Genomic DNA, 25,717 nt, shown 5'->3' with positions numbered 1-25,717 from the left:
CGCATCCGCACCTCCCTCGACGACACAGATCGTCACACGGGAAATAGTGCGAGCAGAGCACACGTTCTCCCCGGTATGACTCGTATCGGAAACAGTGACCTAGACGTCTTCCCGCTCTCGCTCGGAGGCAACGTGTTCGGCTGGACGGCCGACCGTGATGCCTCCTTCGCCGTGCTCGACGCCTTCGTGGCGGGTGGTGGCGATTTCATCGACACCGCAGACGGGTACAGCTCGTGGGTGCCGGGCAACTCGGGCGGCGAGAGCGAGACGATCATCGGTGAGTGGCTCGCGTCACGCAAGCCCGAAGGCGTCATCGTGGCGACCAAGGTGAGCCAGCACCCGGAGTTCTCCGGGCTGTCGGCGTCGAACGTGCGCAGGGCCGCCGAGGCATCGCTCGCCCGACTGGGCGTCGACGCCATCGATCTCTACTACGCGCACTTCGACGATGAGACCGTGCCGCTGGAGGAGACGGTCACCGCATTCGGCGAGCTCGTCTCAGACGGCCTCGTACGCAACGTCGCGGTGTCGAATTACACGGCGCAGCGCATCCGTGAGTGGGTGGAGATCGCCCGTCGCACGGGATCGGCGTCGCCCGTCGCCGTGCAGCCCCACTACAACCTCGTTCACCGCAACGACGTCGAGGAGACGATCATCCCGGTGGCGCAGGAGTTCGGTCTGAGCCTGGTGCCCTACTACTCGCTCGCGAGCGGATTCCTCACCGGCAAGTACCGTTCGACGGCCGTCGAGGGTCAGACCTCGCCGCGCGCCTCCGGTGCGGCCAAATACGCGACGGAGGCGGGGCTGCGCATCATCGACGCTCTCGAGGAGATCGGCGACGCCCACGGCGCCTCGATCGCGGCGACCTCGTTGGCGTGGCTGCGTGCTCAGCCGACGGTCGCCGCCCCGATCGCGAGTGCTCGGACGGTCGAGCAGGTTCCTGACCTTCTCGCCGGAGCGCGATTGGAACTGCGCGAGGACGAGATCGAGACGCTGAACCGCGTCTCCGAGTGGACACCGGCGAAGGCCTGAGGCTGTCGGCCTGTCCTCCGGCCCTGCTAGGAGCCCGAGGACAGGCCGCCGTCGACCAGACCCATCCTGTGAGCCAGGATCACCAGGTGGATGCGGTCGCGGGATCCCAGCTTCGACAGGATCCTGCCGACATGCGTCTTCACGGTGGATTCGCTGACGAACAGCGCCTGAGCGATCTCCGCGTTCGTGAGGCCGCGCGCGATCTCGACGAAGACGTCGCGCTCGCGGTCGGTGAGGTCTGCCGTCAGGTCCTCGGTCACAGTGGCGGACGCTGCAGGTGTCGCGCCGAGCGTCGGGGTCACATGCTCCAGCAGCATCCGCGTGACCCGCGGTGAGAGGGCCGCGTCACCGCGGTGGATAGCTCGGATCGCCGAGATCATCTCGTGCCTCTGCGCGTCCTTCAGCAGGAATCCGCTCGCGCCGGCGCGGATCGCCCCGAAGGCGTACTCGTCGAGATCGAACGTCGTGAGCACCAGAACACGGGTGTCGGGATTCTCGCGGACGATGGCCTCGGTCGCCGCGATCCCGTCGAGCCCCGGCATCCGGATGTCCATCAGCACGAGGTCGGGACGGAGTCCGGACGCCTGGACGATCGCGTCATGCCCGTCCGCGGCCTCGCCGACCACGACCATGTCGGCCTCGGCGTCGAGCACCATCCGGAAGCCGACGCGGATGAGAGCCTGATCGTCGACGAGGAGAAGCCTGATCGGCTCGGTCATGGTGCATCCTTCGGTTCGAGGTCAGCAGGATCGGCGGGCGACACAGGCAGCTCGGCGCGCAGCATCCACCGACCGCGTTCGACGGGTTCAGAGGTGATCGTGCCGCCCGAGTGCGCGGCACGTTCCACGAGCCCGCGCAGGCCGAACCCGGTCGTGCCGACAGGGCCGGAGACGCCGTCGTTGAGGATCTCGACGATCACCGAATCCGAGGCGTAGATCAGCCTGACCTCGATCGACGTCGCCATCGGCGCGTGCCTCATGGCGTTCGTGACGCCTTCCTGCACGATGCGGCCGAGCGCATGCGACAGAGCGGTGGAGATCGAGGCGGTGCCTGTGACGGAGAGCGTCACCGGAAAACCGGCGCGTTGCGCCACTGCGACCGTCTCCTGCGGTGGCGTCGGCTCGAGAGGTGCCAGGGGGAGTGGCGAATCATCGGCGCGGAGGACTCCGAGCATCGCGCGCATCTCGGTGAGCGCGCTGCGAGCCGTCTCGGCGGCGGAGGACGCCGCCGTTCGCGCCTGCACGGGATCCGGTGTCGCGGCTGCGCCCTCGGACAGGGCGACGATCACCGTGAGCGAGTGCGAGACGATGTCGTGCATCTCGCGGGCGATGCGGGCGCGTTCGCCTGCTGCGGCCAGCTGGGCCTGCTGATCGCGTTCCACGAGCAGCTGGCGGGAGCGGTCGATCACCGCAGCCAGGTAGCGTTTGCGTCCTCCGACATTCACACCGATCAAAGTGCCGATGAGCCCGAGGACCAGCGACATCACGACGGCGTTCGCGGCGATCTGCAGAGTGATGACGCCGGTGAGGGTGAGCGCACCGGCGAGCGCCGCGAGCGATGCGATCGCGATGCCGAAGCCGGTCCACGCCGCCCGCGACGAGCGGTACACGGCGAGCGAGTAGCAGCTGACCAGCAGGACAGGAGCGCCGATCGGCTGAAGCGCGAAGAGGAACAGGGCTTCGAGTGCGAAAGATGCCACGAACGGCACCAGCGGGTGTCTGCGCCGCCAGAGCAGAGTCGCGCAGGTGCCGACCACCGCGGCGGGGACCAGGATCGCCACGCCGATGGCGAGGGGCATCGGAAGATCGCGGGTGATCGCACCAGCGGGAACGAGGGAGAGGAGCAGGCACAGGATCGTGATGACGACGTCGGCGACCACCGGATGCCGCGCCCAGAAACGGCGTAGGACGCCGGGGGGACGCGGCAGCCGCAGCCCCTCGTCCTCGCGGACTGAGGTGCTGCGGCTGATCGGGGTGGTCACCGGCCGACTCTACGCGGATCGGTCATCGGTCGGCTCTCGGTCACGCGTCGCGGGTGCGGAGCACGCCCCAGGCGGCGAGCATGCCCGCAGCCACCCAGCCGGCCAGCGTGAGATACGCGACCGGGCCCTCGAGGGCGGCTCCCTCGGGAAGGATCGCACTCTGAGCGGCGGCGACCGGCAGGTAGTTCGCGGTCTCGAGGAGCCACGTCCACGCGTCGCCGGCGATCGTGAAGAAGCTCGCGACGATCGGCAGGACGAACAGCAGGCCGACGGTCGCGGCGATGGCTCCGGCGCCCGAGCGCAGGATGAAGCCGAATGCGACGCCGATGAGAGCGAAGACGGACATGGCAAGCGACGACACGACGATCGGAAGGAGCGATGCCGCCGGATCGGACCAGTCGATGCTCTGATCGCGCGACGCGACGACCGCGGAGACGGCGACAGCTGCGGCTGAGAAGATCACCAGAGACGACACGAACAGGAAGACCGCGATCACGACGGCCTTGGCGGCGAGCACGGAGCCGCGCTTCGGGTTGGCTGCCAGCGTCGAGCGGATCATTCCGGTCGAGTATTCACCCGTCACGGAGATCGCACCGAGGATGCCCGCGAGCAGCATCGTGAACTGGATCGGCATGACCACGGCCTGAATGGGGTCGAAGCCCGGCAGGTCGATCGCCTGAGCGATGAGCACCGCGATGCCGACGGTGAGCACTGCGGCGATGCCGATGGACCACCAGGTGGAGCGAAGCGTGGAGAGCTTGATCCACTCGCCGCGGATCGCGCGGACGAACGTGAGGCGGTGTCCGGTGTCGACGTGCTGGCGCGTGCGGGCAGGAGCCTGGACGGTCATGAGATCTCCTTCGTGCGGTACTCGACCGAGTCGCCGGTGAGCGCCAGATAGGCGTCTTCGAGCGACCCGGTGGTCGGGGTGAGCTCGTGCAGGGGGATGCCGTGTCGAGCGGCGAGGTCGCCGATGCGGGAGGCCGGCAGGCCGACGATGTCGAGAAGATCGGGAGCCGAGCTCACGATCTCGACCGACGGGCCGCCGACCGCTGTGGCCAGATCCGCAGCGCGGGGCGTGCGGACGCGCACGGTGTTCGTCGTCCAGGCGCGGACGAGTTCTTCGAGCGGAGCGTCGGCGAGCACTCTGCCCCGGCCCACCACGATCACGTGATCGGCGGTCTGCGCCATCTCGCTCATCAGGTGGCTGGACAGCAGGACCGTGCGCCCATCGGACGCCGCATGGCGCACGAACTGTCGCACCCATCGCACCCCCTCGGGGTCGAGGCCGTTGACAGGCTCATCGAGGATCAGCGTGTGCGGATCCCCGAGCAGGGCCGAGGCGATTCCGAGCCGCTGCCCCATGCCGAGTGAGAACTTCCCGGCGCGCTTGCGGGCGACGGGCGCGATGCCCGCCAGGTCGATGACCTCGTCGACGCGCGACGCGGGGATGCCGTGGGTCGCCGCCATCGCACGCAGATGATTGCGAGCGGTGCGGCCGGTGTGCACCGCCTTCGCGTCGAGAAGCACCCCCACCTCCGTGAGCGGGGCGCGAAGCTTCCGGTACTCCCGGCCGGCGACGGTCGCGGTGCCGGACGTCGGCCGGTCGAGGCCGACGATCATGCGCATCGTGGTGGATTTTCCCGCGCCGTTCGGACCGAGGAACCCGGTGACCGTGCCCGGCTTGACCGTGAACGACACGTCCTGGACGGCTGTCTTCTCTCCGAATCTCTTCGTGAGGCCTTCTGCTGTGATCATGTCTACGACGCTATCGACGGCGCCGCAGCCCGCGCGTCCTCCCTGGGTACCGTTCCCCGGAGGCAGCGGGTCATCCTCACGGTGGATGGCCGGTGCGGAATCGTCAGGACGAGGGGCGCCCGAACAGGTCGGGATCCACGGGCCGCTGGGCGCGTGGGAGCTTCTCGACCACCAGACGGTACGACTCCGTGACCAGCTCGGACACGAGTTCCTCGTCGAGTGACGGCCCCGGCATGAGGGTGATCCAGTGCTTCTTGTTCATGTGGTACCCCGGGACGATGTCGGCGAAGGTCTCGCGCAATGCGACCGAGTCGTCGGGGTGCGACTTGAGCGTGACCCTCCCGGTCTGGTCGAGAGGGATCAGCAGGAACACGCGTCCGCGCACCTTGTACACGTCCCACTCGGGACCGAACGGGTTCTCCCGCGCCGCGCCCGGCAGCTCCTCTGCACGCTCCGCCGCGGTGGCGACGAGATTCGTCGAATCCATGAGCTCAGAACAGCCGATCCGCGCCCTTGTCGCTCGCGCGCGGCGCGGCGTGCACGCGCTCGTCGAGCGTCGCAGCGGCGAGCAGCGCCTCGTCGATGATGTCCTTCGTGGGCTCGGCGGTGAGCCACTCCTCACTCAGGGACGCGGGGATCAGCAGCGGCATCCGGTCGTGCACGTCCGCGAGGTGCGGAGGAGCCGGGCGCATCACGATCGAGTAGCAGGTGAAGGACTCGCCGTCGGCGGTGCGACCTCTCTGGGTGACCGCCGCCATCCCGAAGAGGGCACCCTCGTCGACGAGGAACTCGTGCCACACGCGCTCGGGCTTCTTCATCTCGTACCAGCTGGTCGCAGGGACGAGCGCGCGACCCTTCAATCCGCCGGGGCGCTCCTGCAGCCGCTCGGAGCGGGTGTTGATCGACGGGAACTTCGACGGCTCCCCGTTGATGAGGAATCCCCACCACGCCGGCTCGAGCGTCGGAGCGGTGTCGGGCTGGACCACGATCGGATTGAGATTGCGGAGGTTCTTGCCGGTGGGGCGAACGGTCTCGCGGGCATTCTGCTCAGCCCACTCCCGGAGCCCGTCGAGCACGGCCTCGTCGGCCGCTGCGAGGAGTTCGGTGTCGGTGAACCGGGGGTCAAGTCCGTAGCTCGCGCACATGCCGTCAGGGTACGCCCGGCCACGGACATCGTGCACGCTGCGGGAGGAGGATCCTCGCTCGGCTAGGGTCGACAGGTGACCCAGGTTCGTCGTCTCTCCCCGCCCCTCGCGCTCGGCGGAGCGGTCGCGATCGGCGTCATGACGGCTGTCCAGGCGCGGATCAACGGGGTGCTGGGCGTCGAGATCGACAATGGCATCGCGGCCGGTCTCATCTCGTTCTCCGTGGGACTCGCAGCCCTGGCGATCGTGATCGTCTGCCTTCCCTCGGCTCGTCGAGGCGTCGGACGACTGCGCGGCGGCATCCGCGATCGGACCATCCCGTTCTGGATGCTGCTCGGCGGCGCCTGCGGCGCACTCACCGTATCGACCCAGGGGATCACCGCCGGCGTGCTCGGCGTCTCGCTGTTCACGGTCGGCGTGGTGGCGGGACAGACGCTGCACGGCCTCGTCCTCGACAGGATCGGGTTCGGCCCGGCGGGAGTGGTCGCGATCACGCCGGGACGCGTGCTGGGCGGCGCGTTCGCGCTCGCCGCAGTGGGCATCTCCCTGAGCGGGGACGTGCTGGCCACCGCCCCGCTCTGGATGCTGCTGCTGCCGTTCGCCGCAGGTGTCGGCATCGCCTGGCAGGCGGCGACCAACGGCAGGCTGGCTCAGCGCGTGAGGTCGCCCCTCGCGGCCACCTTCATGAGCTTCATCGCCGGCACCGTCGCGCTGCTGGCCGCCGCGGGCATCAGCATCGCCGTGCGAGGAGTGCCCGATGCGCTGCCGACCGAGCCGTGGCTGTACCTCGGAGGATTCCTCGGCGCGGCGTACATCCTGCTCGGCGCCTTCATCGTCGCGCATACCGGCGTGCTGCTGATGGGCCTCGGCTCGGTGCTCGGTCAGCTCGCCACGTCGGTGATCATCGACCTCATCTGGCCCGCGGCCGCGGGGCCGGCGCTCTGGCAGATCGTCGGCATGGTGATCGTCGCCGTGGCATCCGTGGTCGTCGCACTCCCGCGGCGTCGACGCAGCTGAGCGCGCTACTTGTTCTTCGGCTGCGGCATCCGCGTCACGAGTGCCCGGGCGTCGACCGGCTTGCGGCGGCCCGGCTTCTTGCCCTGCGGCTTGCCGCCGACATACAGCCAGCCGAGCAGCTCTTCGTTCTTGCCGATGCCGTGAGCCTTCGCGATGGCCTTCGAGCGCGTGTACCGTCCGGTGCGCCACAGCACGCCCCAGCCGGCCTCGTCGAGCAGCAGGCTGAGCATGTGGGCGACGCCTGACGCGACCGCCTCCTGCTCCCACCGGGGAACCTTGTCGCTCTTGCGATAGCTGGCGACCACGGCGATCAGCAGCGGAGCGCGAAGAGGCTTGGTCGACGGGGACTTGTCACCCTCCGCCTTCGCGATCGCCGCGCCGAGCACCTCGCGGTCGGACCCGCGGAGCTCGATGAGACGCCACGGGCGCAGCGACGAATGATCGGCCACACGACCCGCTGCGGCGACGAGCGTCAGCAGCTCATCGCGCGACGGCGCGTCGTCGGTCACCTTCGACCAGGACTGCCGTGCGCGGACCGCCTCGAGGGCGTTCACGACTCTTCGGGTGTGAAGTTCAGGGCGATCGAGTTCATGCAGTAGCGGTCGCCGGTGGGCGTGCCGAATCCGTCGGGGAAGACGTGGCCCAGGTGAGAGCCGCAGTTCGCGCAGCGCACCTCGGTGCGCACCATGCCGAGCGTCGTGTCCTCGATGAGCTGCACCGCGTCGGGGCGGATCGACTCGTAAAAGCTCGGCCAGCCGCATCCGGAGTCGAACTTCGTGCCGCTCTTGAACAGCTCGGCACCGCAGGCGCCGCAGGTGTAGAGGCCCGCTCGGCCCTCGTCGAGAAGCTCGCCCGTCCAGGCGCGCTCGGTGGCGGCTTCGCGCAGCACGGCGTACTGCTCCTCGCCGAGCTCCTCGCGCCACTCTTCTTCGGTCTTGTCCACGCTGTACGACATCGGTCCTCCTGGGGGTCTGATCCATTCTCTCGCGTTCAGAGGCGCTCGGCGCCACGAGACAATGGATCCATGACGGATGCCGTGCAGCAGCGCTACGCGCGTTTCGCCGAGCAGGAGGCGCCGGGGCGCAGCGACCTGTATGTCGAGTGGGCCGACGGTGTCGCCGCCGACTCCGAGGTACAGGGCGTGCTCGCGCGAATTCCGGAGAACAGACGGCAGCCCCCGCTCGTGTTCGCGGTGACACGGATGCTGGGCGCCGGCCTCGTCGGCTACGGCGCCTGGCGGTCGTTCGTGATCGCGCGCGCCGATGAGATCGTGGCCGAGTGCAGCGGCCGGCGCCTGCAGACGAACGAACCTCTGCGTCTCGCGCCGCTTCTGCCCGCGCTGTCGGAGATCGACGGCCCGATCGCGCTGCTCGAGGTCGGAGCCTCCGCAGGACTGTGCCTCTATCCGGACAGGTACTCGTATCGCTTCGTGGGCGCGGACGGGCGGCTGCGCGCGTCGCTCGACCCCGCGGACGGCCCCTCCACCGTGATCCTTGAAAGCCGTGTCGACGGAGCCCTCCCGCCGATGCGGATGCCCGATGTGGTGTGGCGAGCCGGCATCGACCTCGCGCCGCTCGACGCGCGAGACGAGCGTGACCGGCGCTGGCTGCTGGGTCTGGTGTGGCCGGGGGAGGAGGGGCGCGAGCAACGGGTGTCGGCGGCGCTCGACATCGCGGCATCCGCCCCTCCCCACCTCGTCGCAGGCGACGCGCTCGAGCAGATCGACGAGCTCGCCGCCGAGGCGCCCCGCGACGCCGCCCTCGTCGTCACGACTCCCGGCGTGCTGGTGCACATTCCCCGGGAGGCCCGTGAAGCCCTCGTCGACCGCATCCGCGGACTCGGCGCGCGCTGGCTGACCATCGACCCTCCCGCGCTCCTCGACGCCTGGGATCCGCCCGTCGTCGCCGCGGAGTGGCCCGGTTTCGTCGTGGCGCTCGACGGGCAGGTGCGCGCAGCCGCCGACCCACTCGGGCGATGGTGGGAGTGGCGTGCCGGAATCGGCGGGGCGGCGACCTAATCTGATCTCATGCTGGGAGAGCTGAGCGAGCGCGATCGTGCGATCCTCGCGCTGGAGACCGCGTGGCCGCGCCACGGCGGCGCGAAAGAGGAGACCATCCGGGCCCAGCTGGGTATGAGCGCCGCGCGCTACTACCAGCTCCTCGGACGTCTGATCGAGTCGGAGGCCGCCCTCGAGTACGACCCGATGCTGGTGCGTCGGCTGCGGCGCATCCGCGACTCGAGATCATTCCAGAGAGCCGCTCGCACGCCCGGTTTCGTCGGCTGACTCGCGCGTCCGCCACGCGCCGACGGCGCTCGATGCGGATACAGAGGTCGGTGCCGTTAGCATCGAGGGGTGTCAAAGCCCAGCCGAGATCGATTCGACGACGTCCCCCGATCATCCGGACGCGTCGGAGCGCATCGCGCCGAAGCCCCGGGGATGAACGGCTGGGTCGTGCTCCTCTGGTCTTTCGTGGCCGCTCTGGTGCTCATCATCGGCGGCATCTTCGGCTCGCTGGTGGTGATGGGGCGTATCAGCCTCTTCCCGGAGGCCGTCCCCACGGCCAGTCCTGCACCCGTCGAGACCGGAGTCGTCGACGTCACCTACTCGGTGATGATCCTCAACGCATCCCCGGACGAGGGGCTCGACGAGCAGATGCGCGACGTCCTGATCAACAACGGCTGGGCAGCGGACGTCGTGTTCGCGACCGACAGTGCGAGCCAGGACTTCTCGACGACGACGGTCTACTACGTCGCCGACGAGGACGAGCTCGCGGCCATCGGCCTCGCGAACCTCATCGGCGGAGCGCAGGTGGAGCAGAGCGATTTCTACACCGATCTGAACGACACCGGCGCGAAGCAGCTCACGGTGGTCATCGGACTCGATCGCGCGACCACCGCTCCCGAGACTCCCGCAGACACCCCTGCCCCGTAGAGCGCCGCGCGGTCCCTCCCCGCAGCTTGCACTCGATGGGGTCGAGTGCCAGAATGGCGTTAGCACTCTCTCACTCTGAGTGCTAAACCCAACGTCTACGTCCAGGAGGGACGACAAAACTCATGGCAAAGATCATCGCTTTCGATGAGGAGGCCCGCCGCGGCCTCGAGCGCGGCCTCAACATTCTCGCCGACGCCGTCAAGGTGACGCTCGGCCCGCGCGGTCGCAACGTCGTGCTGGAGAAGAAGTGGGGCGCCCCCACGATCACGAACGACGGCGTCTCCATCGCCAAGGAGATCGAGCTCGACGACCCGTACGAGAAGATCGGTGCGGAGCTCGTCAAGGAGGTCGCCAAGAAGACCGACGACGTCGCCGGTGACGGAACCACCACCGCCACGGTGCTCGCCCAGGCTCTGGTCCGCGAGGGTCTGCGCAACGTCGCAGCCGGCGCAGACCCGATCTCGCTGAAGCGCGGCATCGAGAAGGCCGTCGCGGCCATCACCGAGGAGCTCCTCGCCAGCGCGAAGGAGATCGACTCCAAGGAGCAGATCGCTGCGACCGCTTCGATCTCGGCTGCTGACCCCGCCATCGGCGAGCTCATCGCCGAGGCGATCGACAAGGTCGGCAAGGAGGGCGTCGTCACCGTCGAGGAGTCGCAGACCTTCGGCACCGAGCTCGAGCTCACCGAGGGCATGCGCTTCGACAAGGGCTACCTGAACCCGTACTTCGTGACGGACCCGGAGCGCCAGGAGGCTGTCTTCGAAGACGCCTACATCCTCATCGCGAACCAGAAGATCTCGAACATCAAGGACCTTCTGCCCATCGTCGACAAGGTGATCCAGGACGGCAAGGAGCTCGTCATCATCGCCGAGGACGTCGAGGGCGAGGCTCTCGCGACTCTCGTGCTCAACAAGCTCAAGGGCATCTTCAAGTCGGTCGCCGTCAAGGCACCCGGCTTCGGCGACCGCCGCAAGGCGCAGCTGCAGGACATCGCGATCCTCACCGGTGGTCAGGTCATCACCGAAGAGGTCGGCCTGAAGCTCGAGAACGCCACGCTCGACCTGCTGGGTCGCGCTCGCAAGGTCATCGTCACCAAGGACGAGACCACGATCGTCGAGGGTGCCGGAGAGGCAGACCAGATCGAGGGTCGCGTCACGCAGATCCGTCGCGAGATCGAGAACACCGACAGCGACTACGACCGCGAGAAGCTGCAGGAGCGCCTCGCCAAGCTTGCAGGTGGCGTCGCCGTCATCAAGGCGGGCGCGGCAACCGAGGTCGAGCTCAAGGAGCGCAAGCACCGCATCGAGGACGCCGTCCGCAACGCGAAGGCAGCCGTCGAGGAGGGCATCGTCCCCGGTGGTGGCGTCGCGCTGATCCAGTCCGGCACCAAGGCTCTCGACGCTCTCTCGCTCTCGGGCGACGAGGCGACCGGTGCGAACATCGTTCGCGTCGCGATCGAGGCTCCGCTGAAGCAGATCGCCCTGAACGCCGGCCTCGAGCCGGGTGTGGTCGCGAACAAGGTCTCCGAGCTTCCCTCGGGTCAGGGCCTCAACGCGGCTACCGGTGAGTACGTCGACATGTTCGCAGCGGGCATCATCGACCCGGCGAAGGTGACCCGCTCGGCGCTGCAGAACGCAGCATCGATCGCGGCTCTCTTCCTCACCACCGAGGTCGTCGTGGCTGACAAGCCCGAGAAGGCTCCGGCCCCGATGGGTGACCCGTCTGGTGGCATGGACTTCTGATCCATCACTGCTGAACAGAAACGCCCCGACCTCGGTCGGGGCGTTTCTGCGTTCGCGGGCGGTCGAACCCGTGAGTCAGCGGAACAGGCTCGCCGAGTACTGATCGGCATCCGCGTACTGCGTCGCCGCACTGCCCAGCGAGTGCCCGATGGACTCGAGCACCTGCTCGACGTGCAGCTGGGCTCCTCGCCACTCTTCAGCGCATGACTGGAACGCGGCTGAGGCGGTGCCGACCCACGATGCCTGCAGCTGCGTCAGCTGGGACATGAGCGTCGCAGACTCGGTCTGCAGACGCTCCATCGTGGCCAGTGCGGCTCCTTGGGCGGCACCTACTGCTTCGGTGTCGACGGTGATGACGGACATGGGAACTCCTCTCGTTCGGTTCTCCGACGGTAGGGGAGGGGCGACTGCCGGATGCCGATGCGGCGCGATCGCCCGCAGCCGCTGTGGAGAACCTGCGCGGAGGATTCTCCGTGCAGCAGGAGCCGTCAGATGTCGAGCGGCTCGATCGGCTGGGTGTCCTCGAGAAGATGCGCAGGTGTCGCGCGTGAAGGTGCGAGGGGGAGGGTGACGGTGAACGTCGCTCCGCCGCCGGGCGTCTCCGACACCGCGACGCTTCCGTGCAGCGCCTTCACGATGGACGAGACGATCGCGAGACCCAGGCCCGACCCTCCCGTCTCGCGAGCGCGCGAGGTGTCGGCGCGCCAGAAGCGCTCGAAGATCTGCTCGCGGATCTGCGGCGGGATCCCCTCACCATGATCGACGATGGCTATGCTCCCCGTGCCTCGCACACGATCTGCGTCGACCACGATCTCGATCGGACTCTCCTCCGCCGAGAAGCGTCGCGCATTGCCCAGCAGGTTCGTGACGACCTGGCGGACCTTGTTCTCCTCGCCGAGCACGATCGGCGGCGTGCGCACGGGGATGTCCGCCGCTTCGGTGAAGTCGATCGCCGGCACGGCCGCACCGGAGTTCCGGGGGCGACGGCGCAGGCGCGCGAGCGTTCCGCGTGAGAGCCCACGGGGTGCTGGCGTCTCCGGAGCGGAGGGAACGACGGGTGTGGAGCGCGTGGTGACATCGATCAGCGGAGCCTCGACGGTGCGATCGACCACGGTCACGGTGCGCGCCGGAGCCGCAGCGCGCAGGTCGAGAGCGGCGTCTCGCGCGATCGGTCGAAGATCGAGGGCTTCGATCTCGGGCTCCCGCTCCTCGTCGAGGCGCGCAAGAGCGAGGAGGTCCTCGACCAGGACGCCCATGCGGATCGCCTCCTTCTCGATCCGCTCCATCGCGCGTGCGGTGTCTTCCTCGCCCTTGATCGCGCCCATGCGGTAGAGCTCGGCGTATCCGCGCACGCTCACCAGGGGAGTGCGCAGCTCGTGGCTGGCATCTCCGATGAAGCGCCGCATGTGCTGCACGGTGCGATCTCGCTGCGCGAGCGACGCGTCGACGCGGTCGAGCATCGTGTTGATCGCGCTGTTCAGGCGGCCGACCTCGGTCGTGGGCTCGAGATCGGTGAGACGCTGGGTGAAATCGCCGGCGGCGATCGACATGGCGGTCGACTCGACCTGCCCGAGTCGACGGAATGTCAGGGTCACCAGACCGCGGGTCAGCAGAGCGGCCAGGAAGATCGTGACGAACGCGACCGTGATGTAGATGCCGAAGTACTGGCTGATGATGCGATCCGCGTACTCGAGAGGCATCGCGACGATCTGGATACGCAGCGATCCGTCGCCCTCTCCGGGCACCCGCGCGACAGCGGCGCGGAAGCTCGACCCTTCGGTCCCCTCCATCGTGAACGGCGTGTCCTCGTTCGCCTGCACGTCGAGAGGCGAATAGGTCGCGGGGAAGAGCGGCTGTCCGTTGGCGGAGTTCCCCGTGGTCGTCTGCAGCACGCCCTCGGCGTCGTAGATCGCGACGAAGAAGTCTCGTGGCGAGTCGGTGGGGGTGTAGACGGTCTCGCCGTCCTCGACCGTCACCTCGAAGTAGCGGCTCGCGAGATCCGCCGACACCAGGGCCGGAAGCTGCGCATCGATGTTGCTGATGAGCGAGTTGCGCAGGATCGGCACGGTGCCGATGCCCGCGGCGAGAAGACCCAGTGCGAGCACTGCGACCGTGACACCCGTCACCTTGGCGCGCAGGCTGATCGACCGCCACCACCGGGTGATCGCGTCAGGCTTGTGCGCCATGCGGACCTCCCTGGAGACGGATGCTGTGCGGCGTCAGCGTGCGGCGGTGTGCCGGACTACTTGCCGACCTTGAGCATGTATCCGAAGCCGCGCTTCGTCTGGATCACCGACTCCTCGGTGTGCGGGTCGATCTTGCGGCGGAGGTACGAGATGTAGCTCTCGACGATGCCGGCATCGCCGTTGAAGTCGTACTCCCACACGTGGTCGAGGATCTGGGCCTTCGACAGCACGCGATTCGGGTTCAGCATCAGATAGCGCAGCAGCTTGAACTCGGTCGGGCTCAGCTCGATCGACTCCTTGCCCACCTGCACGTCGTGGGTGTCCTGATCCATCGACAGCTCGCCGGCCCGGATGATCGACTCCTCGTCGGCCTGCATCGTGCGGCGAAGGATGGCCTGAGCGCGGGCGACGATCTCGTCGAGGCTGAACGGCTTGGTGACGTAGTCGTCGCCGCCGGCGTTGAGCCCCTCGATCTTGTCGTCCGTGCCGTCCTTCGCCGTGAGGAACAGGATCGGCGCAGTGAACCCGGCGCCGCGAAGACGCTTGGTCACGCTGAAGCCGTTCATGTCCGGAAGCATCACGTCGAGGATGATGAGGTCCGGCTCCTCCTCGAGCACCGCCGAGATCGTGGCGGCGCCGTTGGCGACGGTCTTCACCTGGAACCCGGCGAAGCTGAGACCCGTCGAGAGCAGGTCGCGGATGTTGGGTTCGTCGTCGACGACCAGGATGCGCGCATCAGTCATGTCCCCATTATGGTGACTTCGGCCATGCGGATGCTGACTATCCTTCGGAGCGGCGCTTTCGCCCTCCGCGTAGCGGCGCTGTTCCGAGGGAGTGAAGACGCTCAGGCCGCGATCGCGTCGGCATCCATGATCGTGTAGCTGTATCCCTGTTCGGCGAGGAACCGCTGGCGATTCTGGGCGTAGTCCTGGTCGATCGTGTCGCGTGCGACGAGCGTGTAGAAGCTCGCCGTGCGGCCCGACTGCTTGGGGCGCAGGAGCCTGCCGAGGCGCTGAGCCTCCTCCTGGCGGGAACCGAACGAACCCGACACCTGAATGGCGACGGACGCCTCGGGGAGGTCGATCGAGAAGTTCGCGACCTTCGACACCACGAGCAGCGAGATCTCGCCCTCGCGGAACGCGCGGTAGAGCTCCTCGCGCTCGTCGATGGGCGTCGCGCCGGTGATCTGCGGCGCGTTCAACGACTGCGACAAGGAGTCCAGCTGGTCGAGGTACTGACCGATCACGAGGATCCGCTCGTCCTTGTGCTTCGCGATGAGCTCGCGCACGGCGTCGATCTTCGCCGGGGCGGAGGCGGCGAGGCGGTAGCGCTCGTCGTCGGTCGCGGCGGCGTATTCGAGCCGGTCGTCCGGCGGGAGGTCGACCCGAACTTCGTAGCAGACGGCGGGGGAGATGAAACCCTGCGCCTCGATCTGCTTCCACGGGGCGTCGAACCGCTTGGGCCCGATCAGGCTGAACACGTCTCCCTCGCGTCCGTCCTCGCGGACCAGCGTGGCGGTGAGGCCGATCCGGCGACGCGCCTGGAGGTCGGCGGTCAGCTTGAACACCGGTGCGGGGAGCAGGTGAACCTCGTCGTAGACGATGAGGCCCCAGTCGAGAGCATCCAGCAGGGCGAGGTGGGCGTACTCGCCCTTCCTCTTGGCCGTGAGGATCTGGTAGGTCGCGATCGTCACCGGCTTGACCTCTTTGGCCTGCCCCGAGTACTCGCCGATCTCCTCGGGCGTGAGGCTCGTGCGCTTGAGCAGTTCGTCGCGCCACTGCCGAGCCGAGACCGTGTTGGTGACGAGGATGAGGGTCGTGGTCTTCGTCGCGGCCATCGCGCCGGCGCCGACGATCGTCTTGCCGGCGCCGCAGGGGAGGACGACGACGCCCGAGCCGTCCTTCGAGAAGGCGTCGACGGCATCCTGCTGGTAGGGGCGGATCGCCCATCCGTCCTCTGCCAGTTCGATCTCGTGCGGGGTGCCGGGGGTGTAACCGGCGAGGTCTTCTGCAGGCCAGCCGATCTTCAGGAGCTCCTGCTTGATCTGACCGCGCGCCCAGGCATCGACGATGAACGTGTCGGGAGCCGGGTGGCCGATCAGCAGCGGCTGGATGCGCTTGTTGTTCGCCACCTGTGCGAGCACGGCGGGGTCGGTCGAACGCAGGATCAGGGTGCCCTCGTCGTCGCGTTCGATGACGAGGCGCCCATAGCGGTTCACGGTCTCGCGCAGGTCGACGGCCACCGACGGGGGCACGGGGAACCGGGACCAGCGGTCCAGCGTGTCGAGCATGTCCTCGGCGGTGTGCCCGGCGGCGCGGGCGTTCCACAGGCCGAGCCGCGTGATCCGGTAGGTGTGGATGTGCTCCGGCGCGCGTTCGAGCTCCGCGAAGATCGCCAGCTCGTGGCGGGCGCTCTCGGCATCGGCGTGGGCGACTTCGAGCAGCACGGTGCGATCGCTCTGGACGATCAGGGGGCCATCAGACATAGCTGTCCAGTTTACTGTGCGATCACGGTGGCGGCGCGGATGCTCGACACCGGAAGCGTGCGCTCGACGTCTGCCGCCCGGTCGCGCCCGCGCAGCCGGCCTCCGCCCAGCCCGGTCGCCTCGAGGATCAGCTCCCTGGTCGATCCGTCCGGCATGCCCACGCTGACCCGCAGCACCGCCTTCGCGCGCACGGCGGCCTCGAGCTCGCGGTCGAGCCAGGCCGCGTCGGCGTCGGGACCCTGGCGCGAGCGCAGCGCGGCGATGAGGCCCGAGTAGTCCGGCGCCGGGTCGGGCGTCGCCTCGGAGACCGGGTTCCGTTCGCCGGCCACCGCGTGTCCGTCTTCGTCGACGAGCGTCGCGGGGTAGCGGGCATCCGTGAGCGCCCAGTACACGGTGTCGCGCCCGACGCGGGTCGTGAGCGAGGCGACGTGCTTCGTGAGGGCGAGCGGCCGGAGCCCCTGGTCGACGGACATGGCCTCGATCAGATGCTGGTCGCTGCTCTCGATGCGCGTTCGCCCGGTCTCGGCGTCTGTCGACACCCGCACCAGGCCGTGGCGTTGGGCGGTCTGGGTGACGAGATACCGGAGCGGCTGGGGAATGCCGGTGAGCGAGAGCGACTCGAGGAACTCGAGGATCGACTGCTCCGTCTCGCCGGCGACGAGTGCGTGCGCGATCGATTCGGGAGTGAAACGATAGGTGGAGGCCTGAGCGGCGGACTCGCGCGCGGCGATCGTGCGCAGCCGCACGTCCAGACCGGGGGCCAGCGGGCCGGGGGAGATCGCGCTCAGATCGTTCTGGAGGAAGATGCGATCGACCTCGCTCGGGAGGAGTGCCGTGAGGGGAGTGGCGTCGACGCTCGCGCCGCGCCGGATCGCCGCCGCCCATGCGGGCTCACGGCCCTCATCGGCGATGAGCCCGAGCAGGCGGGCGCGCTCCAGCAGAGCCGTGCTCTGCTCTGCCCAGGCAGGGTCCCAGGGGTGAGCGTCGGCCCAGTCGCTCGGGGGTATCCACCCGCCCTCCGTGGTGCGCAGACCGCGGGGGAGAGCGTCGCGGAAGCCTTCGACCAGGGTGCTCCACCGATCGGCCACGGACGATCGCAGCCATTCCTCGGTCTGTGGCGTCGTGCGCAGTCTGCGGGCGTCCGGTGCGACGAGGCGCGAGTCGACGGCGATGGCGATCAGCGCGTCGATCGATTCGGCCACGACGCCCGACTCGCCGAGCTGTCGCTTCTCGCCGGCGCTGACGTTGCCGCCGGCCAGCAGGGTGAAGGGCTTCTCGCGGGCGAGCAGGAGCAGATCGGCCAGGGCCGAGACGGTGGTGAAGGCGCGCTCGGCAGCGTGGGCCGTCTCGGTGTCGGTCGTGGGTTCCGGCACGGTGTCGTTGGGTGCACTCGGCTCCGCACGATCTGCGACGGCGGTGACCACCGGCGGGAAGGGCGCCCCGTCCGGGCGCAGCAGCGCGAGGCTTTCGAGGGTCTCGCGCTGCGCGGAGTGTTCCGACGCGGGACTCGCTGCGAACGCGAGAAGGGCTGCGGCCTCGTCGCGCGTCAGGGTGGGGAGGACCCGAGCGAGCGACGCGGGATCGAGAAGCGCTTCGGCGGCGTCGAAGAAGTCCTGCCAGTTGACGTCCGGGCGCACTCGCCGTGCCGTGAAGAGGGTGCTGAGCTGCTCGTCGCTCGCCGCGGACAGCCATTCGGCCAGCGGTCGGGCGTGCGTGCTCATGCCGGATACCTCAGGGCCGCGATGCCGCGCGCCCCTTGCGGATGAAGCTCATGGCGAGGAGCACGATGATCATGACGAAGGCGGCGGGGAGCCCCCAGTAGGGGATCGCGGCGATGAACGGCCATGCGCCTGAACCGAAGTCCTCCTGCTGCATGCCGACCGCTGTGCCGATGATGATCGCGAAGAAGCAGATGATGGACGCCGCAGCGAGTCCGAGTGCCGTGAACGCCAGAATGCGATCGATGCGGCGAACGGGAACCTCAGGTTCGGGACTCTTGGTGCTCATCCGTCTCAGCCTAGTCGTTGCGGGGTGGCACGGTTCCGCATCGTGACCTACGGATTCCGTGCCCGGCGACCGGTAGGCTGGGGGTGGCCGCACACGTGCGTCCCATCCAGCTCCACACCGACTCAGCGAGGTTTCTTCCATGCCCACCGGCAAGGTCAGGTTCTACGACGAAGACAAGGGTTTCGGCTTCATCGCCGCCGATGACGGCCAGGACGTCTTCCTGCACGCCTCCGCTCTGCCGGCCGGCGCCGCTGTGAAGGCGGGTGCACGCGTGGAGTTCGGTGTCGCCGACGGCAAGCGCGGCCTGCAGGCGCTGTCCGTCCGGGTGCTCGAAGCGCCGCCGAGCCTCGCGAAGGCGAAGCGCAAGCCCGCGGACGACATGGCGATCATCGTCGAGGATCTCGTGAAGCTCCTCGACGGAATGGGCGGCGACCTGCGTCGCGGCCGCTACCCCTCGTCTGCACAAGGCCGCAAGATCGCGGCAGTTCTGCGCAAGGTAGCCGATGACCTCGAAGCCTGAGGCGGACCAGCGTCTGATCGACGCTCACGATCTCGCGCTCGCCGCCCTGCACGAGATCACTCCGGCGTCGACCGTCGGACCCGCAGCCGACTATCTCCCCGAGGAGGACGGCTCGGTCTCGCTGCGCTTCGAGAACCGGCTCCCCGGATACCCCGGCTGGTTCTGGACCGTCACGGTCGCTCGCGTCGATGACGAGGAGCCGACGGTGCTCGAACTCGAGCTGCTGCCGGGCGACGGCGCCCTGCTCGCACCCGAATGGGTGCCGTGGGCCGAACGCCTCGCCGAGTACCGCGCCCACCAGGTGGAGCTCGCGGAGCAGGCGGCCGCGGCCGCCGCGGACGACGAGGATGCCGCATCGGTCGAGGACGACGACTCCGACGACGATCTCGACGGCGACGACCTCGACGACGATGACGACGATGAACTCGACGACGACGACGACGACGATGACGACATCGATGAGGACGAACTGGCCGCGGAGCCGCGAGAGCTGCACGCCGGTGACCTCGACGGAGTCGACATCGACGAGCTCGACGACTCCGCCGCCGAGGACGACGACGACTCGGACGACGCGGACGACGACGAGGACGAGTCGGATGACGACGAGGACGACGTCTCCGACGAGGATGACGACTCCGACGACGAGGATGACGACTCCGACGACGACGAGGACTCCGACGACGAGGAATGATCGTCCACGGGACGAGTGAGAAAAGGGGCCGCGTTCGCACGCGGCCCCTTTTCGTCTTCGTCGGTGGGTGTCAGGCGCCCTGCTGCCCGAGGACGTAGTCGAGAGAGCGGGTGAGCTGTCGGATGTCGTCCGGTTCGATCGAGACGAAGGTCGCGACGCGCAGCTGGTTGCGACCGAGCTTGCGGTACGGCTCGGTGTCGACGATGCCGTTGGCGCGCAGGGTCTTGGCGACCGCCGCCGCATCGATGCTGTCGTCGAAGTCGATGGTCACGACGACCGGTGACCGGTGCGCCGCGTCCGTGACGAACGGGGTCGCCACCGTGGACGCCGCCGCCCAGTCGTAGAGGATGCCGGACGACTCCGCCGTGCGGGCGCCGGCCCAGGCGAGGCCGCCGTTCGACAGGATCCAGCTGAGCTGGCTGTCGAGCAGGTGCAGCGTCGTCAGTGCGGGAGTGTTCAGCGTCTGGTTGAGTCGGGAGTTGTCGACGGCGTTCTTCAAGCTGAGGAACTCCGGGATGTACCGACCCGAAGCGGCGATGCGCTCGATGCGGTCGACGGCGGCGGGCGACACCGCGGCGAACCACAGGCCCCCGTCGGAGCCGAGGTTCTTCTGCGGCGCGAAGTAGTAGACGTCCGCCTGAGAGGCGTCGAAGTCGATGCCACCGGCCGCGCTGGTCGCGTCGATGACGGTCAGAGCGCCGTCGGCGACCACGCGCTCGATCGGTGCCGAGACGCCGGTCGACGTCTCGTTGTGCGGCCAGGCGTAGACGTCGATGCCGTCGACGACCTCTGCAGCGGTGCGCGAGCCCGGCTCGGACTTGCGCACATCCGGCGCCTCGAGCCACGGTGCGGCAGCGGCGGCGGCGAACTTGCCGCCGAACTCCCCGAACACCAGATTCTGGCTGCGGCGCTCGATCAGGCCGAAGGCGGCGGCGTCCCAGAACGCCGTCGAGCCGCCGTTGCCGACGATGATCTCGTATCCCTCGGGAAGGCGGAAGAGTGCTGCGAGCTGCTCGCGGACGCTGCCCACCAGGTTCTTGACGGGTGCCTGTCGGTGCGAGGTGCCGAGCAACGTCGGACCTGCGGCGAGCAGCGCATCGAGCTGCTCGGTGCGCACCTTCGAGGGACCGCAGCCGAAGCGGCCGTCAGCGGGCAGGAGGTCACGGGGAATCTCGATCGCCATGCGTTGATTCTACGGCGTGGGCCCCCGGTGCCTTCACCGCATGACGCCCTGATGTCCGCGCGGGAATGTAGGCTTGCCTAAGAAGACCCGGAGGGCCACATGACGGACTTGATCGACACCACGGAGATGTACCTCCGCACCATCCTCGAACTCGAGGAGGAGAACATCGTGCCGCTGCGTGCGCGTATCTCCGAGCGGCTCGGCCACTCGGGTCCGACGGTCTCGCAGACGGTCGGGCGCATGGAGCGCGACGGCCTCGTCGTCGTCTCCGAAGACCGCACCCTCGAACTCACCGACGCCGGTCGTCGCAAGGCGGTCAACGTCATGCGCAAGCACCGCCTCGCCGAGCGCCTCCTCTCCGACGTGATCGGCCTCGACTGGGCGTTCGTCCACGAAGAGGCGTGCCGCTGGGAGCACGTGATGAGCGAGCAGGTCGAGCGTCGTCTCGTCGAGCTGCTCGGCCACCCCACGGAGTCCCCGTACGGCAACCCGATCCCGGGCCTCGACCAGCTCGGCGACGCGCCTGCGCGCACGTTCGACGAGGGCGTCATCGGGCTCGTGCAGAAGCTGAACGCCGCCGGCGCTCCGATCGATGGCACCGTCCGCCGTCTCGCCGAGCCCGCTCAGGTCGACCCGGAGCTGCTCGAGCAGCTGCGAGACGCAGGCGTGGTTCCCGGTGCGAAGGGCGACTATCGCTTCAACGAGGGCTACGTGCTCATCCAGATGGAGGGCAAGGAAGACGGTCTGGAGCTCCCCGTCGAACTCGCCTCGCACATCTTCCTGGTCGGCGAGCCCGCCTGAACTTCGAGGCCGAAGGGCCCGACATCCGCGTGATTCCGCCTCTCCGAGGATTGCCAGGTTCGCAGGGTGACAGGATCGTTATCTTCCGGTAACCTCGGACGAGTCGTCGAAGAAGCCCGCTGACGACACCCGAGAGGATTCGCCTTCCAGGCTCGTCGACCTCCCGGTCAGACCGCACAACGTACCCGAGCTACATACGTGCCACGAGAGCAGAGTGCCGACGAGCCAGCGCTTCCCGAGCGTGCAGGCGCAGGAGGACTAAGTTTTGGCCAAAGACATCGAATCGCCCGAGAAGACAACTGAAGATCGAGCAGTCGCCCGCAGCTCTCGCAGCCGCGTCGACGCTCGCAAGGTCGTTAAGCCCTTGCGTTCGATCGCCATCTTCGGGGCCGTCGGTGCTCTCGTCGCTGCTGTCGCTCTTCCCGCCTACGCCGCATCGAAGCCGGCAGAGACCGCGGCGACCGTCCAGCAGCTCGCTGCTGTCGACGCCCAGTCTCTGGTCGTCGCGTCCGACGCGACCGCCGCTCCGCTGAGTCGCGGTACCTTCAGCGCCACGACTCCGGACGAGATCGAGAAGAAGAAGGCCGAAGAGGCCGCAAAGGCCCGCGCGGCCGCTGCTGCAGCCTCCGTCGCCTCTGCGTCGAACACCAGCTTCGACATCGGTCGCTACGCGCTGGTGTCGCCCGGTTCCGGCGAGGTCCGGTACCCGCTTCCTCAGGGTTCCTACAACGTCAGCCGCACCGTCGGCGGCGCTCACCAGGGCGCCGACATGCTCGCCCCGGCCGGCACCCCGATCTACGCTGCGGCTGCGGGCGTCGTCCGTGCCTCTGCCGAGAGCATCGGCGGATACGGCGTCGCCGTCATGCTCGACAGCGTCGTGGGCGGTCAGCGCGTGCAGACGACCTATGGTCACATGATCTACGGTTCGCGTCAGGTCCAGGCGGGGCAGACCGTCGCCGCCGGACAGCTCATCGGCTTCGTCGGCAGCACCGGACGCTCGACAGCCAACCACCTGCACTTCGAGGTCTGGGTCAACGGCGGCCTCATGGAGCCGATCGCCTGGCTCGGCGCCAACGCGGGCTGATCCCTCGCACCTTCATCTTTCCCTCGCGGACACGCCTTCGTGCGTTCACCCGCAGTTTGACCCTCCTGTGCTGCTGATGGGTTAGCCTGAACCCGTTGTCGCATAGTCGGGAGAAGCTGATGGAGCGAATACCGAACATCCGAACCATGGATGCCCTCGGTCGTCACGTCCTTCTGCATCGTCCGCAGGGACGCCACGGTCTTGCCGTGCGCATGAGGCGCTGTCTGTAGACAGCGCCTTTTTTCATCCCCGCGAACGCTTCCGTCCTGTGCGGCTTCGTGTGAGTCGAGAGTGCCGGGAAGCCGTCCCGGCGGATCGAGAGGATGACGATGCGCACACTTGTACTGAACGCAGGATACGAACCGCTCGCGATCGTGTCGTTCAAGAGAGCCCTGGTCCTGGTCATGAACGACAAGGCGACGGTCATCGAACGTGTCGAGGACGACCCCGTCTGGGGCAGTCACGGCGTCTACGACCGTCCTGCCGTCATCGTCCTCTCGCGGTATGTGCGCATTCCGATCAGCAGACGCGTCCCGGTCACACGGCGGGGCGTCCTCCGCCGTGACAACCACCGCTGCGGCTACTGCGGCAAGGCCGCCTCGACCATCGACCACGTGATGCCGCGTTCGCGCGGAGGGGCTGATTCGTGGGAGAACCTCGTCGCGTGCTGCCTGCGCTGCAACAACACCAAGAGCGACCGCACGCCGCAGGAGATGCGCTGGGAACTGAGGTTCGCACCGCGTCCTCCGCACGGGACGGCGTGGACGGTCCGCGGCACGGAGCGGAGCGACCCGCGATGGGAGCCGTACCTGGCACTCGCCGCGTGAACGGAAGGCGGGGGCGGGGCTTCCTCTAGAATGGAATCCTCGCCCCCGTAGCTCAGCAGGATAGAGCAGCCCTCTCCTAAAGGGCAGGTCGCTGGTTCGAATCCAGTCGAGGGCACATCTCAGTCACGGCCGTTGCGCCACAGCTTCGATGGCCACCAGATCACTCGACCCAGGTCGTAGGCGAGTGCCGGCACGAGCAGCGAGCGCACCACGAAGGTGTCGAGCAGCACTCCGAACGCGACGATGAACGCGAGCTGCGCGAGGAACAGGATCGGGATCACCGACAGGGCGGCGAAGGTCGCTGCGAGTACGAGACCCGCGGACGTGATCACGCCGCCGGTGATCGAGAGTCCGCGAAGCACGCCTTCGCGCGTGCCGTGCTCGAGCGACTCCTCGCGCACCCTCGTCATCAGGAAGATGTTGTAGTCGATGCCGAGTGCCACGAGGAACACGAATCCGTAGAGCGGAACCGCAGGATCGGCACCGGGGAAGTCGAACACTCCGTTGAAGACCAGTGCCGAGACGCCCATCGCCGTGCCGAACGACAGCACCGTGGTGATGATGAGCAGCACCGGCGCGAGGATCGACCGCAGCAGCAGCATCAGGATCAGCATGATCACGACCAGGACGACCGGGATGATCAGGTTGCGGTCGTGGATCGAGGCGTCGTTCGTGTCGATCGCGGTCGCCGTCACTCCGCCGACCAGAGCATCGAGCTCGTCCAGCTGGGTGCGCAGGTCCCGCACCGTCGCGGCAGCCGCGTCAGAGTCGGCCGCGTCGGTCAGAGTGCCCTGAAGAAGAACGTCTCCGTCGACGACGGTGGGCTCGGGCACCGGGGTCCCGGGAGGGCCGACGGCGACCAGGCCGTCTTCCGTGACCGGCGCCGAACCGCTCGGCGAGTCAGCGGCCGTGACAGAGACCCCGTCGATTCCATCGTCGGCCAGCAGCACGTCGGCGGCATCCTGCAGCTCGTCCTCCGCGACGACCACGTACACGGGACTGCCGGAGCCGCCGGGGAAGTGCTCGCCCAGAGCCACCTGACCGTCGCGCGCCTCGGACGCGCCGAGCACGAGATCGGACTGGGGCACGCCGACGGCGTTCAGCTGCAGGACGCCCGAAGCGCCGGCGAGCAGCACCAGGGTCGTCACGATCCAGATGACGCGAGGGCGGCGGGTGATGAGGTTCGCGAGCCGTGCCCACAGGCCCGTCTTGCGCATGCCGTGCTCGTCAGCGACGACCTCGGGCTCGAACTTCGGGCGACGGGGCCAGAACACCGCGCGGCCGAACAACAGCAGGAGAGCCGGCAGCAGTGTGAGCGCGGCGAGCATCGCGAACACGATGCCGATGGCGGCCACCGGACCGAGGGTGCTGTTCGACTTGAGGTCGCTGAGCAGCAGACAGAGCAGTCCGGCGATGACAGTCCCGCCGGAGGCCACGATCGGCTCGAAGGAGCCCTTCCAGGCCGCCAGCACGGCGGCCCCCTTGTCTCGGGTGACGCGCAGCTCTTCGCGGAACCGCGCCACGAAGAGCAGCGCGTAGTCGGTGGCCGCTCCGATGACCAGGATGAAGAGGATGCCCTGGGTCTGGCCGCTGAGCAGCAGCACCTCGAACTTCGCCAGCCACCAGACCACGAGGAGCGCGACGCAGAGTGCGAAGAGGCTCGTCGAGAGCACGACGATCGGCAGCAGGAACGAGCGGTAGACCAGCACGAGGATGACGAGCACCGCGAGCAGGGCCACGCCCAGGAGGAGGCCGTCGATGCCGGCGAACCCGGCGACGAGGTCGGCGCTGAATCCTGCGGGACCCGTGATGTAGACGGTGACGCCGTCAGGCGCGGCATCCCGCAGCTGAGTGCCGAGTGCATCGATCGCGTCGGCGAGTTCCGCGTCGCCCTCGATCGGGATGAACGCCTGGACGGCCTTGCCGTCGTCCGACGTCAGAGCGGGAGAGACGTCTTCGCTCACGCCCTCGACGGAGGGCGCGTCGGCCACCGCATCCGAGATGGTCTGGAGGTCTGACTCCGACAGCTCGTCATCGGCGACGAACACCGCGATCGCCGGAATGGCATCGCTGTCGTTGAACTCGCCGAGGAGCTTCTGCACCTGCGTCGCATCGGCCGACTCAGGCAGGTAGCTCGTCTGATCGTTCGATGAGACCTCGTCGACCTTGCCGAACAGCGGGCCGCCGAGCCCTGCGCCCACCAGCCAGATGAGGATGAGGGCGACGGGGATGAAGACGCGCGCCCAGGAGTGCCGACGCGTGCGCTCTCGGGTCGGCGGGGTGGGCGCGTGCTCAGGGGTGGACATCAGATTCCTCTCGGAAGGTGCAG

27 protein-coding genes and 1 tRNA gene are annotated in these 25,717 nt (G+C 68.3%); 12 read left to right on the top strand and 16 right to left on the bottom strand.

Annotated elements, in window-relative coordinates:
* The first annotated feature begins 75 nt into the window (after nucleotides 1–75).
* Nucleotides 76–1,029 carry an aldo/keto reductase gene (locus BEP68_RS16070; protein ID WP_056279890.1) on the top strand — a complete coding sequence of 318 codons (954 nt, stop codon included), beginning with the start codon at nucleotides 76–78 and terminating at the stop codon, nucleotides 1,027–1,029.
* A 26-nt stretch (nucleotides 1,030–1,055) separates the two neighbouring features.
* On the opposite strand, the gene BEP68_RS16065 is transcribed toward BEP68_RS16070, so the two are convergent.
* From BEP68_RS16065 to BEP68_RS16040, 6 genes are all read right to left on the bottom strand, one after another.
* Nucleotides 1,056–1,748, bottom strand: coding sequence for a response regulator (locus tag BEP68_RS16065; RefSeq protein ID WP_187250561.1), 693 nt, complete (start codon nucleotides 1,746–1,748; stop codon nucleotides 1,056–1,058).
* Complete coding sequence (locus tag BEP68_RS16060) at nucleotides 1,745–3,010, bottom strand: sensor histidine kinase (RefSeq protein WP_187250560.1); 1,266 nt, start codon at nucleotides 3,008–3,010, stop codon at nucleotides 1,745–1,747. Before BEP68_RS16060 ends, BEP68_RS16065 begins: the two co-directional genes overlap by 4 nt.
* A gap of 40 nt (nucleotides 3,011–3,050) precedes the next feature.
* Nucleotides 3,051–3,860 carry an ABC transporter permease gene (locus tag BEP68_RS16055; RefSeq protein WP_053097273.1) on the bottom strand — a complete coding sequence of 270 codons (810 nt, stop codon included), beginning with the start codon at nucleotides 3,858–3,860 and terminating at the stop codon, nucleotides 3,051–3,053.
* Nucleotides 3,857–4,768, bottom strand: coding sequence for an ABC transporter ATP-binding protein (locus tag BEP68_RS16050; protein WP_187250559.1), 912 nt, complete (start codon nucleotides 4,766–4,768; stop codon nucleotides 3,857–3,859). The genes BEP68_RS16055 and BEP68_RS16050 overlap by 4 nt, the downstream gene beginning before the upstream one ends.
* Before the next feature lie 103 nt (nucleotides 4,769–4,871).
* Nucleotides 4,872–5,255, bottom strand: a complete 384-nt coding sequence (locus tag BEP68_RS16045; RefSeq protein WP_056279896.1) for an MmcQ/YjbR family DNA-binding protein — start codon at nucleotides 5,253–5,255, stop codon at nucleotides 4,872–4,874.
* A 4-nt stretch (nucleotides 5,256–5,259) separates the two neighbouring features.
* Complete coding sequence (locus tag BEP68_RS16040; protein WP_187250558.1) at nucleotides 5,260–5,913, bottom strand: SOS response-associated peptidase family protein; 654 nt, start codon at nucleotides 5,911–5,913, stop codon at nucleotides 5,260–5,262.
* A 75-nt stretch (nucleotides 5,914–5,988) separates the two neighbouring features.
* On the opposite strand from BEP68_RS16040, the gene BEP68_RS16035 reads away from it, so the two are divergent.
* Nucleotides 5,989–6,930: a DMT family transporter gene (locus BEP68_RS16035; RefSeq protein ID WP_056279900.1), complete on the top strand. Its 942-nt coding sequence runs from the start codon at nucleotides 5,989–5,991 to the stop codon at nucleotides 6,928–6,930.
* Nucleotides 6,931–6,935: 5 nt separating this feature from the next.
* Here the strand turns inward: BEP68_RS16035 and BEP68_RS16030 are convergent, their stop codons facing one another.
* Nucleotides 6,936–7,484, bottom strand: coding sequence for a nitroreductase family protein (locus tag BEP68_RS16030; RefSeq protein WP_187250557.1), 549 nt, complete (start codon nucleotides 7,482–7,484; stop codon nucleotides 6,936–6,938).
* Nucleotides 7,481–7,885, bottom strand: a complete 405-nt coding sequence (gene msrB / locus BEP68_RS16025; protein ID WP_056279902.1) for a peptide-methionine (R)-S-oxide reductase MsrB — start codon at nucleotides 7,883–7,885, stop codon at nucleotides 7,481–7,483. Before msrB ends, BEP68_RS16030 begins: the two co-directional genes overlap by 4 nt.
* A 69-nt stretch (nucleotides 7,886–7,954) precedes the next feature.
* On the opposite strand from msrB, the gene BEP68_RS16020 reads away from it, so the two are divergent.
* The 4 genes from BEP68_RS16020 (at nucleotide 7,955) to groL (ending at nucleotide 11,604) form a co-directional block, all read left to right on the top strand.
* Complete coding sequence (locus tag BEP68_RS16020; protein ID WP_053097259.1) at nucleotides 7,955–8,947, top strand: DUF2332 domain-containing protein; 993 nt, start codon at nucleotides 7,955–7,957, stop codon at nucleotides 8,945–8,947.
* Nucleotides 8,948–8,956: 9 nt separating this feature from the next.
* On the top strand, nucleotides 8,957–9,214 hold the full coding sequence (locus BEP68_RS16015; protein WP_053097256.1) for a DUF3263 domain-containing protein: 258 nt from the start codon (nucleotides 8,957–8,959) through the stop codon (nucleotides 9,212–9,214).
* A 69-nt stretch (nucleotides 9,215–9,283) separates the two neighbouring features.
* Complete coding sequence (locus BEP68_RS16010) at nucleotides 9,284–9,862, top strand: LytR C-terminal domain-containing protein (protein WP_230100374.1); 579 nt, start codon at nucleotides 9,284–9,286, stop codon at nucleotides 9,860–9,862.
* Nucleotides 9,863–9,984: 122 nt separating this feature from the next.
* Nucleotides 9,985–11,604, top strand: a complete 1,620-nt coding sequence (gene groL, locus BEP68_RS16005) for a chaperonin GroEL (RefSeq protein ID WP_053097253.1) — start codon at nucleotides 9,985–9,987, stop codon at nucleotides 11,602–11,604.
* Nucleotides 11,605–11,679: 75 nt separating this feature from the next.
* Here the strand turns inward: groL and BEP68_RS16000 are convergent, their stop codons facing one another.
* The 6 genes from BEP68_RS16000 to BEP68_RS15975 all read right to left on the bottom strand — a co-directional run bounded on the left by BEP68_RS16000 (nucleotide 11,680) and on the right by BEP68_RS15975 (nucleotide 18,282).
* Nucleotides 11,680–11,967 carry a WXG100 family type VII secretion target gene (locus BEP68_RS16000; RefSeq protein ID WP_056279906.1) on the bottom strand — a complete coding sequence of 96 codons (288 nt, stop codon included), beginning with the start codon at nucleotides 11,965–11,967 and terminating at the stop codon, nucleotides 11,680–11,682.
* 125 nt (nucleotides 11,968–12,092) lie between these two features.
* Nucleotides 12,093–13,790 carry a sensor histidine kinase gene (locus tag BEP68_RS15995; protein ID WP_072591604.1) on the bottom strand — a complete coding sequence of 566 codons (1,698 nt, stop codon included), beginning with the start codon at nucleotides 13,788–13,790 and terminating at the stop codon, nucleotides 12,093–12,095.
* Nucleotides 13,791–13,846: 56 nt separating this feature from the next.
* Entirely contained in the window at nucleotides 13,847–14,533 is a 687-nt protein-coding gene (locus BEP68_RS15990; RefSeq protein ID WP_053097249.1) for a response regulator transcription factor, read from the bottom strand.
* A gap of 101 nt (nucleotides 14,534–14,634) precedes the next feature.
* Nucleotides 14,635–16,275, bottom strand: a complete 1,641-nt coding sequence (locus BEP68_RS15985; protein ID WP_187250556.1) for a DNA repair helicase XPB — start codon at nucleotides 16,273–16,275, stop codon at nucleotides 14,635–14,637.
* A gap of 11 nt (nucleotides 16,276–16,286) precedes the next feature.
* Complete coding sequence (locus BEP68_RS15980; RefSeq protein ID WP_187250555.1) at nucleotides 16,287–17,996, bottom strand: helicase-associated domain-containing protein; 1,710 nt, start codon at nucleotides 17,994–17,996, stop codon at nucleotides 16,287–16,289.
* 10 nt (nucleotides 17,997–18,006) lie between these two features.
* On the bottom strand, nucleotides 18,007–18,282 hold the full coding sequence (locus tag BEP68_RS15975; RefSeq protein WP_053097244.1) for a hypothetical protein: 276 nt from the start codon (nucleotides 18,280–18,282) through the stop codon (nucleotides 18,007–18,009).
* Between the two features lie 139 nt (nucleotides 18,283–18,421).
* On the opposite strand from BEP68_RS15975, the gene BEP68_RS15970 reads away from it, so the two are divergent.
* Both BEP68_RS15970 and BEP68_RS15965 read left to right on the top strand, forming a co-directional pair.
* On the top strand, nucleotides 18,422–18,802 hold the full coding sequence (locus BEP68_RS15970; protein WP_053097241.1) for a cold-shock protein: 381 nt from the start codon (nucleotides 18,422–18,424) through the stop codon (nucleotides 18,800–18,802).
* Nucleotides 18,786–19,493, top strand: coding sequence for a DUF3027 domain-containing protein (locus tag BEP68_RS15965; protein WP_187250554.1), 708 nt, complete (start codon nucleotides 18,786–18,788; stop codon nucleotides 19,491–19,493). The genes BEP68_RS15970 and BEP68_RS15965 overlap by 17 nt, the downstream gene beginning before the upstream one ends.
* A 70-nt stretch (nucleotides 19,494–19,563) precedes the next feature.
* On the opposite strand, the gene serC is transcribed toward BEP68_RS15965, so the two are convergent.
* Nucleotides 19,564–20,676 carry a phosphoserine transaminase gene (gene serC, locus BEP68_RS15960; RefSeq protein WP_187250553.1) on the bottom strand — a complete coding sequence of 371 codons (1,113 nt, stop codon included), beginning with the start codon at nucleotides 20,674–20,676 and terminating at the stop codon, nucleotides 19,564–19,566.
* 99 nt (nucleotides 20,677–20,775) lie between these two features.
* Between serC and BEP68_RS15955 the strand changes: the two genes are divergently transcribed.
* From BEP68_RS15955 to BEP68_RS15940, 4 genes are all read left to right on the top strand, one after another.
* Nucleotides 20,776–21,477, top strand: coding sequence for a metal-dependent transcriptional regulator (locus BEP68_RS15955; protein ID WP_053097237.1), 702 nt, complete (start codon nucleotides 20,776–20,778; stop codon nucleotides 21,475–21,477).
* 364 nt (nucleotides 21,478–21,841) lie between these two features.
* Nucleotides 21,842–22,561 carry a M23 family metallopeptidase gene (locus BEP68_RS15950; RefSeq protein WP_053099199.1) on the top strand — a complete coding sequence of 240 codons (720 nt, stop codon included), beginning with the start codon at nucleotides 21,842–21,844 and terminating at the stop codon, nucleotides 22,559–22,561.
* Between the two features lie 329 nt (nucleotides 22,562–22,890).
* Nucleotides 22,891–23,388 (top strand): HNH endonuclease, encoded by a 498-nt coding sequence (locus BEP68_RS15945; RefSeq protein ID WP_053099198.1) that lies wholly within the window; start codon nucleotides 22,891–22,893, stop codon nucleotides 23,386–23,388.
* A gap of 41 nt (nucleotides 23,389–23,429) precedes the next feature.
* Nucleotides 23,430–23,503 (top strand) — tRNA-Arg (locus tag BEP68_RS15940).
* A 4-nt stretch (nucleotides 23,504–23,507) separates the two neighbouring features.
* Here BEP68_RS15940 and BEP68_RS15935 read toward each other — a convergent pair.
* Nucleotides 23,508–25,694, bottom strand: a complete 2,187-nt coding sequence (locus BEP68_RS15935; protein ID WP_053097235.1) for an MMPL family transporter — start codon at nucleotides 25,692–25,694, stop codon at nucleotides 23,508–23,510.
* Nucleotides 25,695–25,717: the final 23 nt, after the last annotated feature.

Source organism: Microbacterium sp. 4-7, assembly GCF_014332665.1.
Lineage (GTDB): Bacteria > Actinomycetota > Actinomycetes > Actinomycetales > Microbacteriaceae > Microbacterium.
Note: the sequence above shows the minus strand (reverse complement) of the source record. Positions and strands in the feature narration are given on the sequence as shown.

Excerpts from the sequence above, each read along its gene's own strand:
- BEP68_RS16070 (WP_056279890.1), top strand. The coding sequence starts at position 76 with ATGACTCGTATCGGAAACAGTGACCTAGACGTCTTCCCGCTCTCGCTC.
- BEP68_RS16065 (WP_187250561.1), bottom strand. The coding sequence starts at position 1,748 with ATGACCGAGCCGATCAGGCTTCTCCTCGTCGACGATCAGGCTCTCATC.
- BEP68_RS16055 (WP_053097273.1), bottom strand. The coding sequence starts at position 3,860 with ATGACCGTCCAGGCTCCTGCCCGCACGCGCCAGCACGTCGACACCGGA.
- BEP68_RS16050 (WP_187250559.1), bottom strand. The coding sequence starts at position 4,768 with ATGATCACAGCAGAAGGCCTCACGAAGAGATTCGGAGAGAAGACAGCC.
- BEP68_RS16045 (WP_056279896.1), bottom strand. The coding sequence starts at position 5,255 with ATGGATTCGACGAATCTCGTCGCCACCGCGGCGGAGCGTGCAGAGGAG.
- BEP68_RS16040 (WP_187250558.1), bottom strand. The coding sequence starts at position 5,913 with ATGTGCGCGAGCTACGGACTTGACCCCCGGTTCACCGACACCGAACTC.
- msrB (WP_056279902.1), bottom strand. The coding sequence starts at position 7,885 with ATGTCGTACAGCGTGGACAAGACCGAAGAAGAGTGGCGCGAGGAGCTC.
- BEP68_RS16020 (WP_053097259.1), top strand. The coding sequence starts at position 7,955 with ATGACGGATGCCGTGCAGCAGCGCTACGCGCGTTTCGCCGAGCAGGAG.
- BEP68_RS16015 (WP_053097256.1), top strand. The coding sequence starts at position 8,957 with ATGCTGGGAGAGCTGAGCGAGCGCGATCGTGCGATCCTCGCGCTGGAG.
- groL (WP_053097253.1), top strand. The coding sequence starts at position 9,985 with ATGGCAAAGATCATCGCTTTCGATGAGGAGGCCCGCCGCGGCCTCGAG.
- BEP68_RS16000 (WP_056279906.1), bottom strand. The coding sequence starts at position 11,967 with ATGTCCGTCATCACCGTCGACACCGAAGCAGTAGGTGCCGCCCAAGGA.
- BEP68_RS15995 (WP_072591604.1), bottom strand. The coding sequence starts at position 13,790 with ATGGCGCACAAGCCTGACGCGATCACCCGGTGGTGGCGGTCGATCAGC.
- BEP68_RS15990 (WP_053097249.1), bottom strand. The coding sequence starts at position 14,533 with ATGACTGATGCGCGCATCCTGGTCGTCGACGACGAACCCAACATCCGC.
- BEP68_RS15985 (WP_187250556.1), bottom strand. The coding sequence starts at position 16,275 with ATGTCTGATGGCCCCCTGATCGTCCAGAGCGATCGCACCGTGCTGCTC.
- BEP68_RS15980 (WP_187250555.1), bottom strand. The coding sequence starts at position 17,996 with ATGAGCACGCACGCCCGACCGCTGGCCGAATGGCTGTCCGCGGCGAGC.
- BEP68_RS15975 (WP_053097244.1), bottom strand. The coding sequence starts at position 18,282 with ATGAGCACCAAGAGTCCCGAACCTGAGGTTCCCGTTCGCCGCATCGAT.
- BEP68_RS15970 (WP_053097241.1), top strand. The coding sequence starts at position 18,422 with ATGCCCACCGGCAAGGTCAGGTTCTACGACGAAGACAAGGGTTTCGGC.
- BEP68_RS15965 (WP_187250554.1), top strand. The coding sequence starts at position 18,786 with ATGACCTCGAAGCCTGAGGCGGACCAGCGTCTGATCGACGCTCACGAT.
- serC (WP_187250553.1), bottom strand. The coding sequence starts at position 20,676 with ATGGCGATCGAGATTCCCCGTGACCTCCTGCCCGCTGACGGCCGCTTC.
- BEP68_RS15955 (WP_053097237.1), top strand. The coding sequence starts at position 20,776 with ATGACGGACTTGATCGACACCACGGAGATGTACCTCCGCACCATCCTC.
- BEP68_RS15945 (WP_053099198.1), top strand. The coding sequence starts at position 22,891 with ATGCGCACACTTGTACTGAACGCAGGATACGAACCGCTCGCGATCGTG.
- BEP68_RS15935 (WP_053097235.1), bottom strand. The coding sequence starts at position 25,694 with ATGTCCACCCCTGAGCACGCGCCCACCCCGCCGACCCGAGAGCGCACG.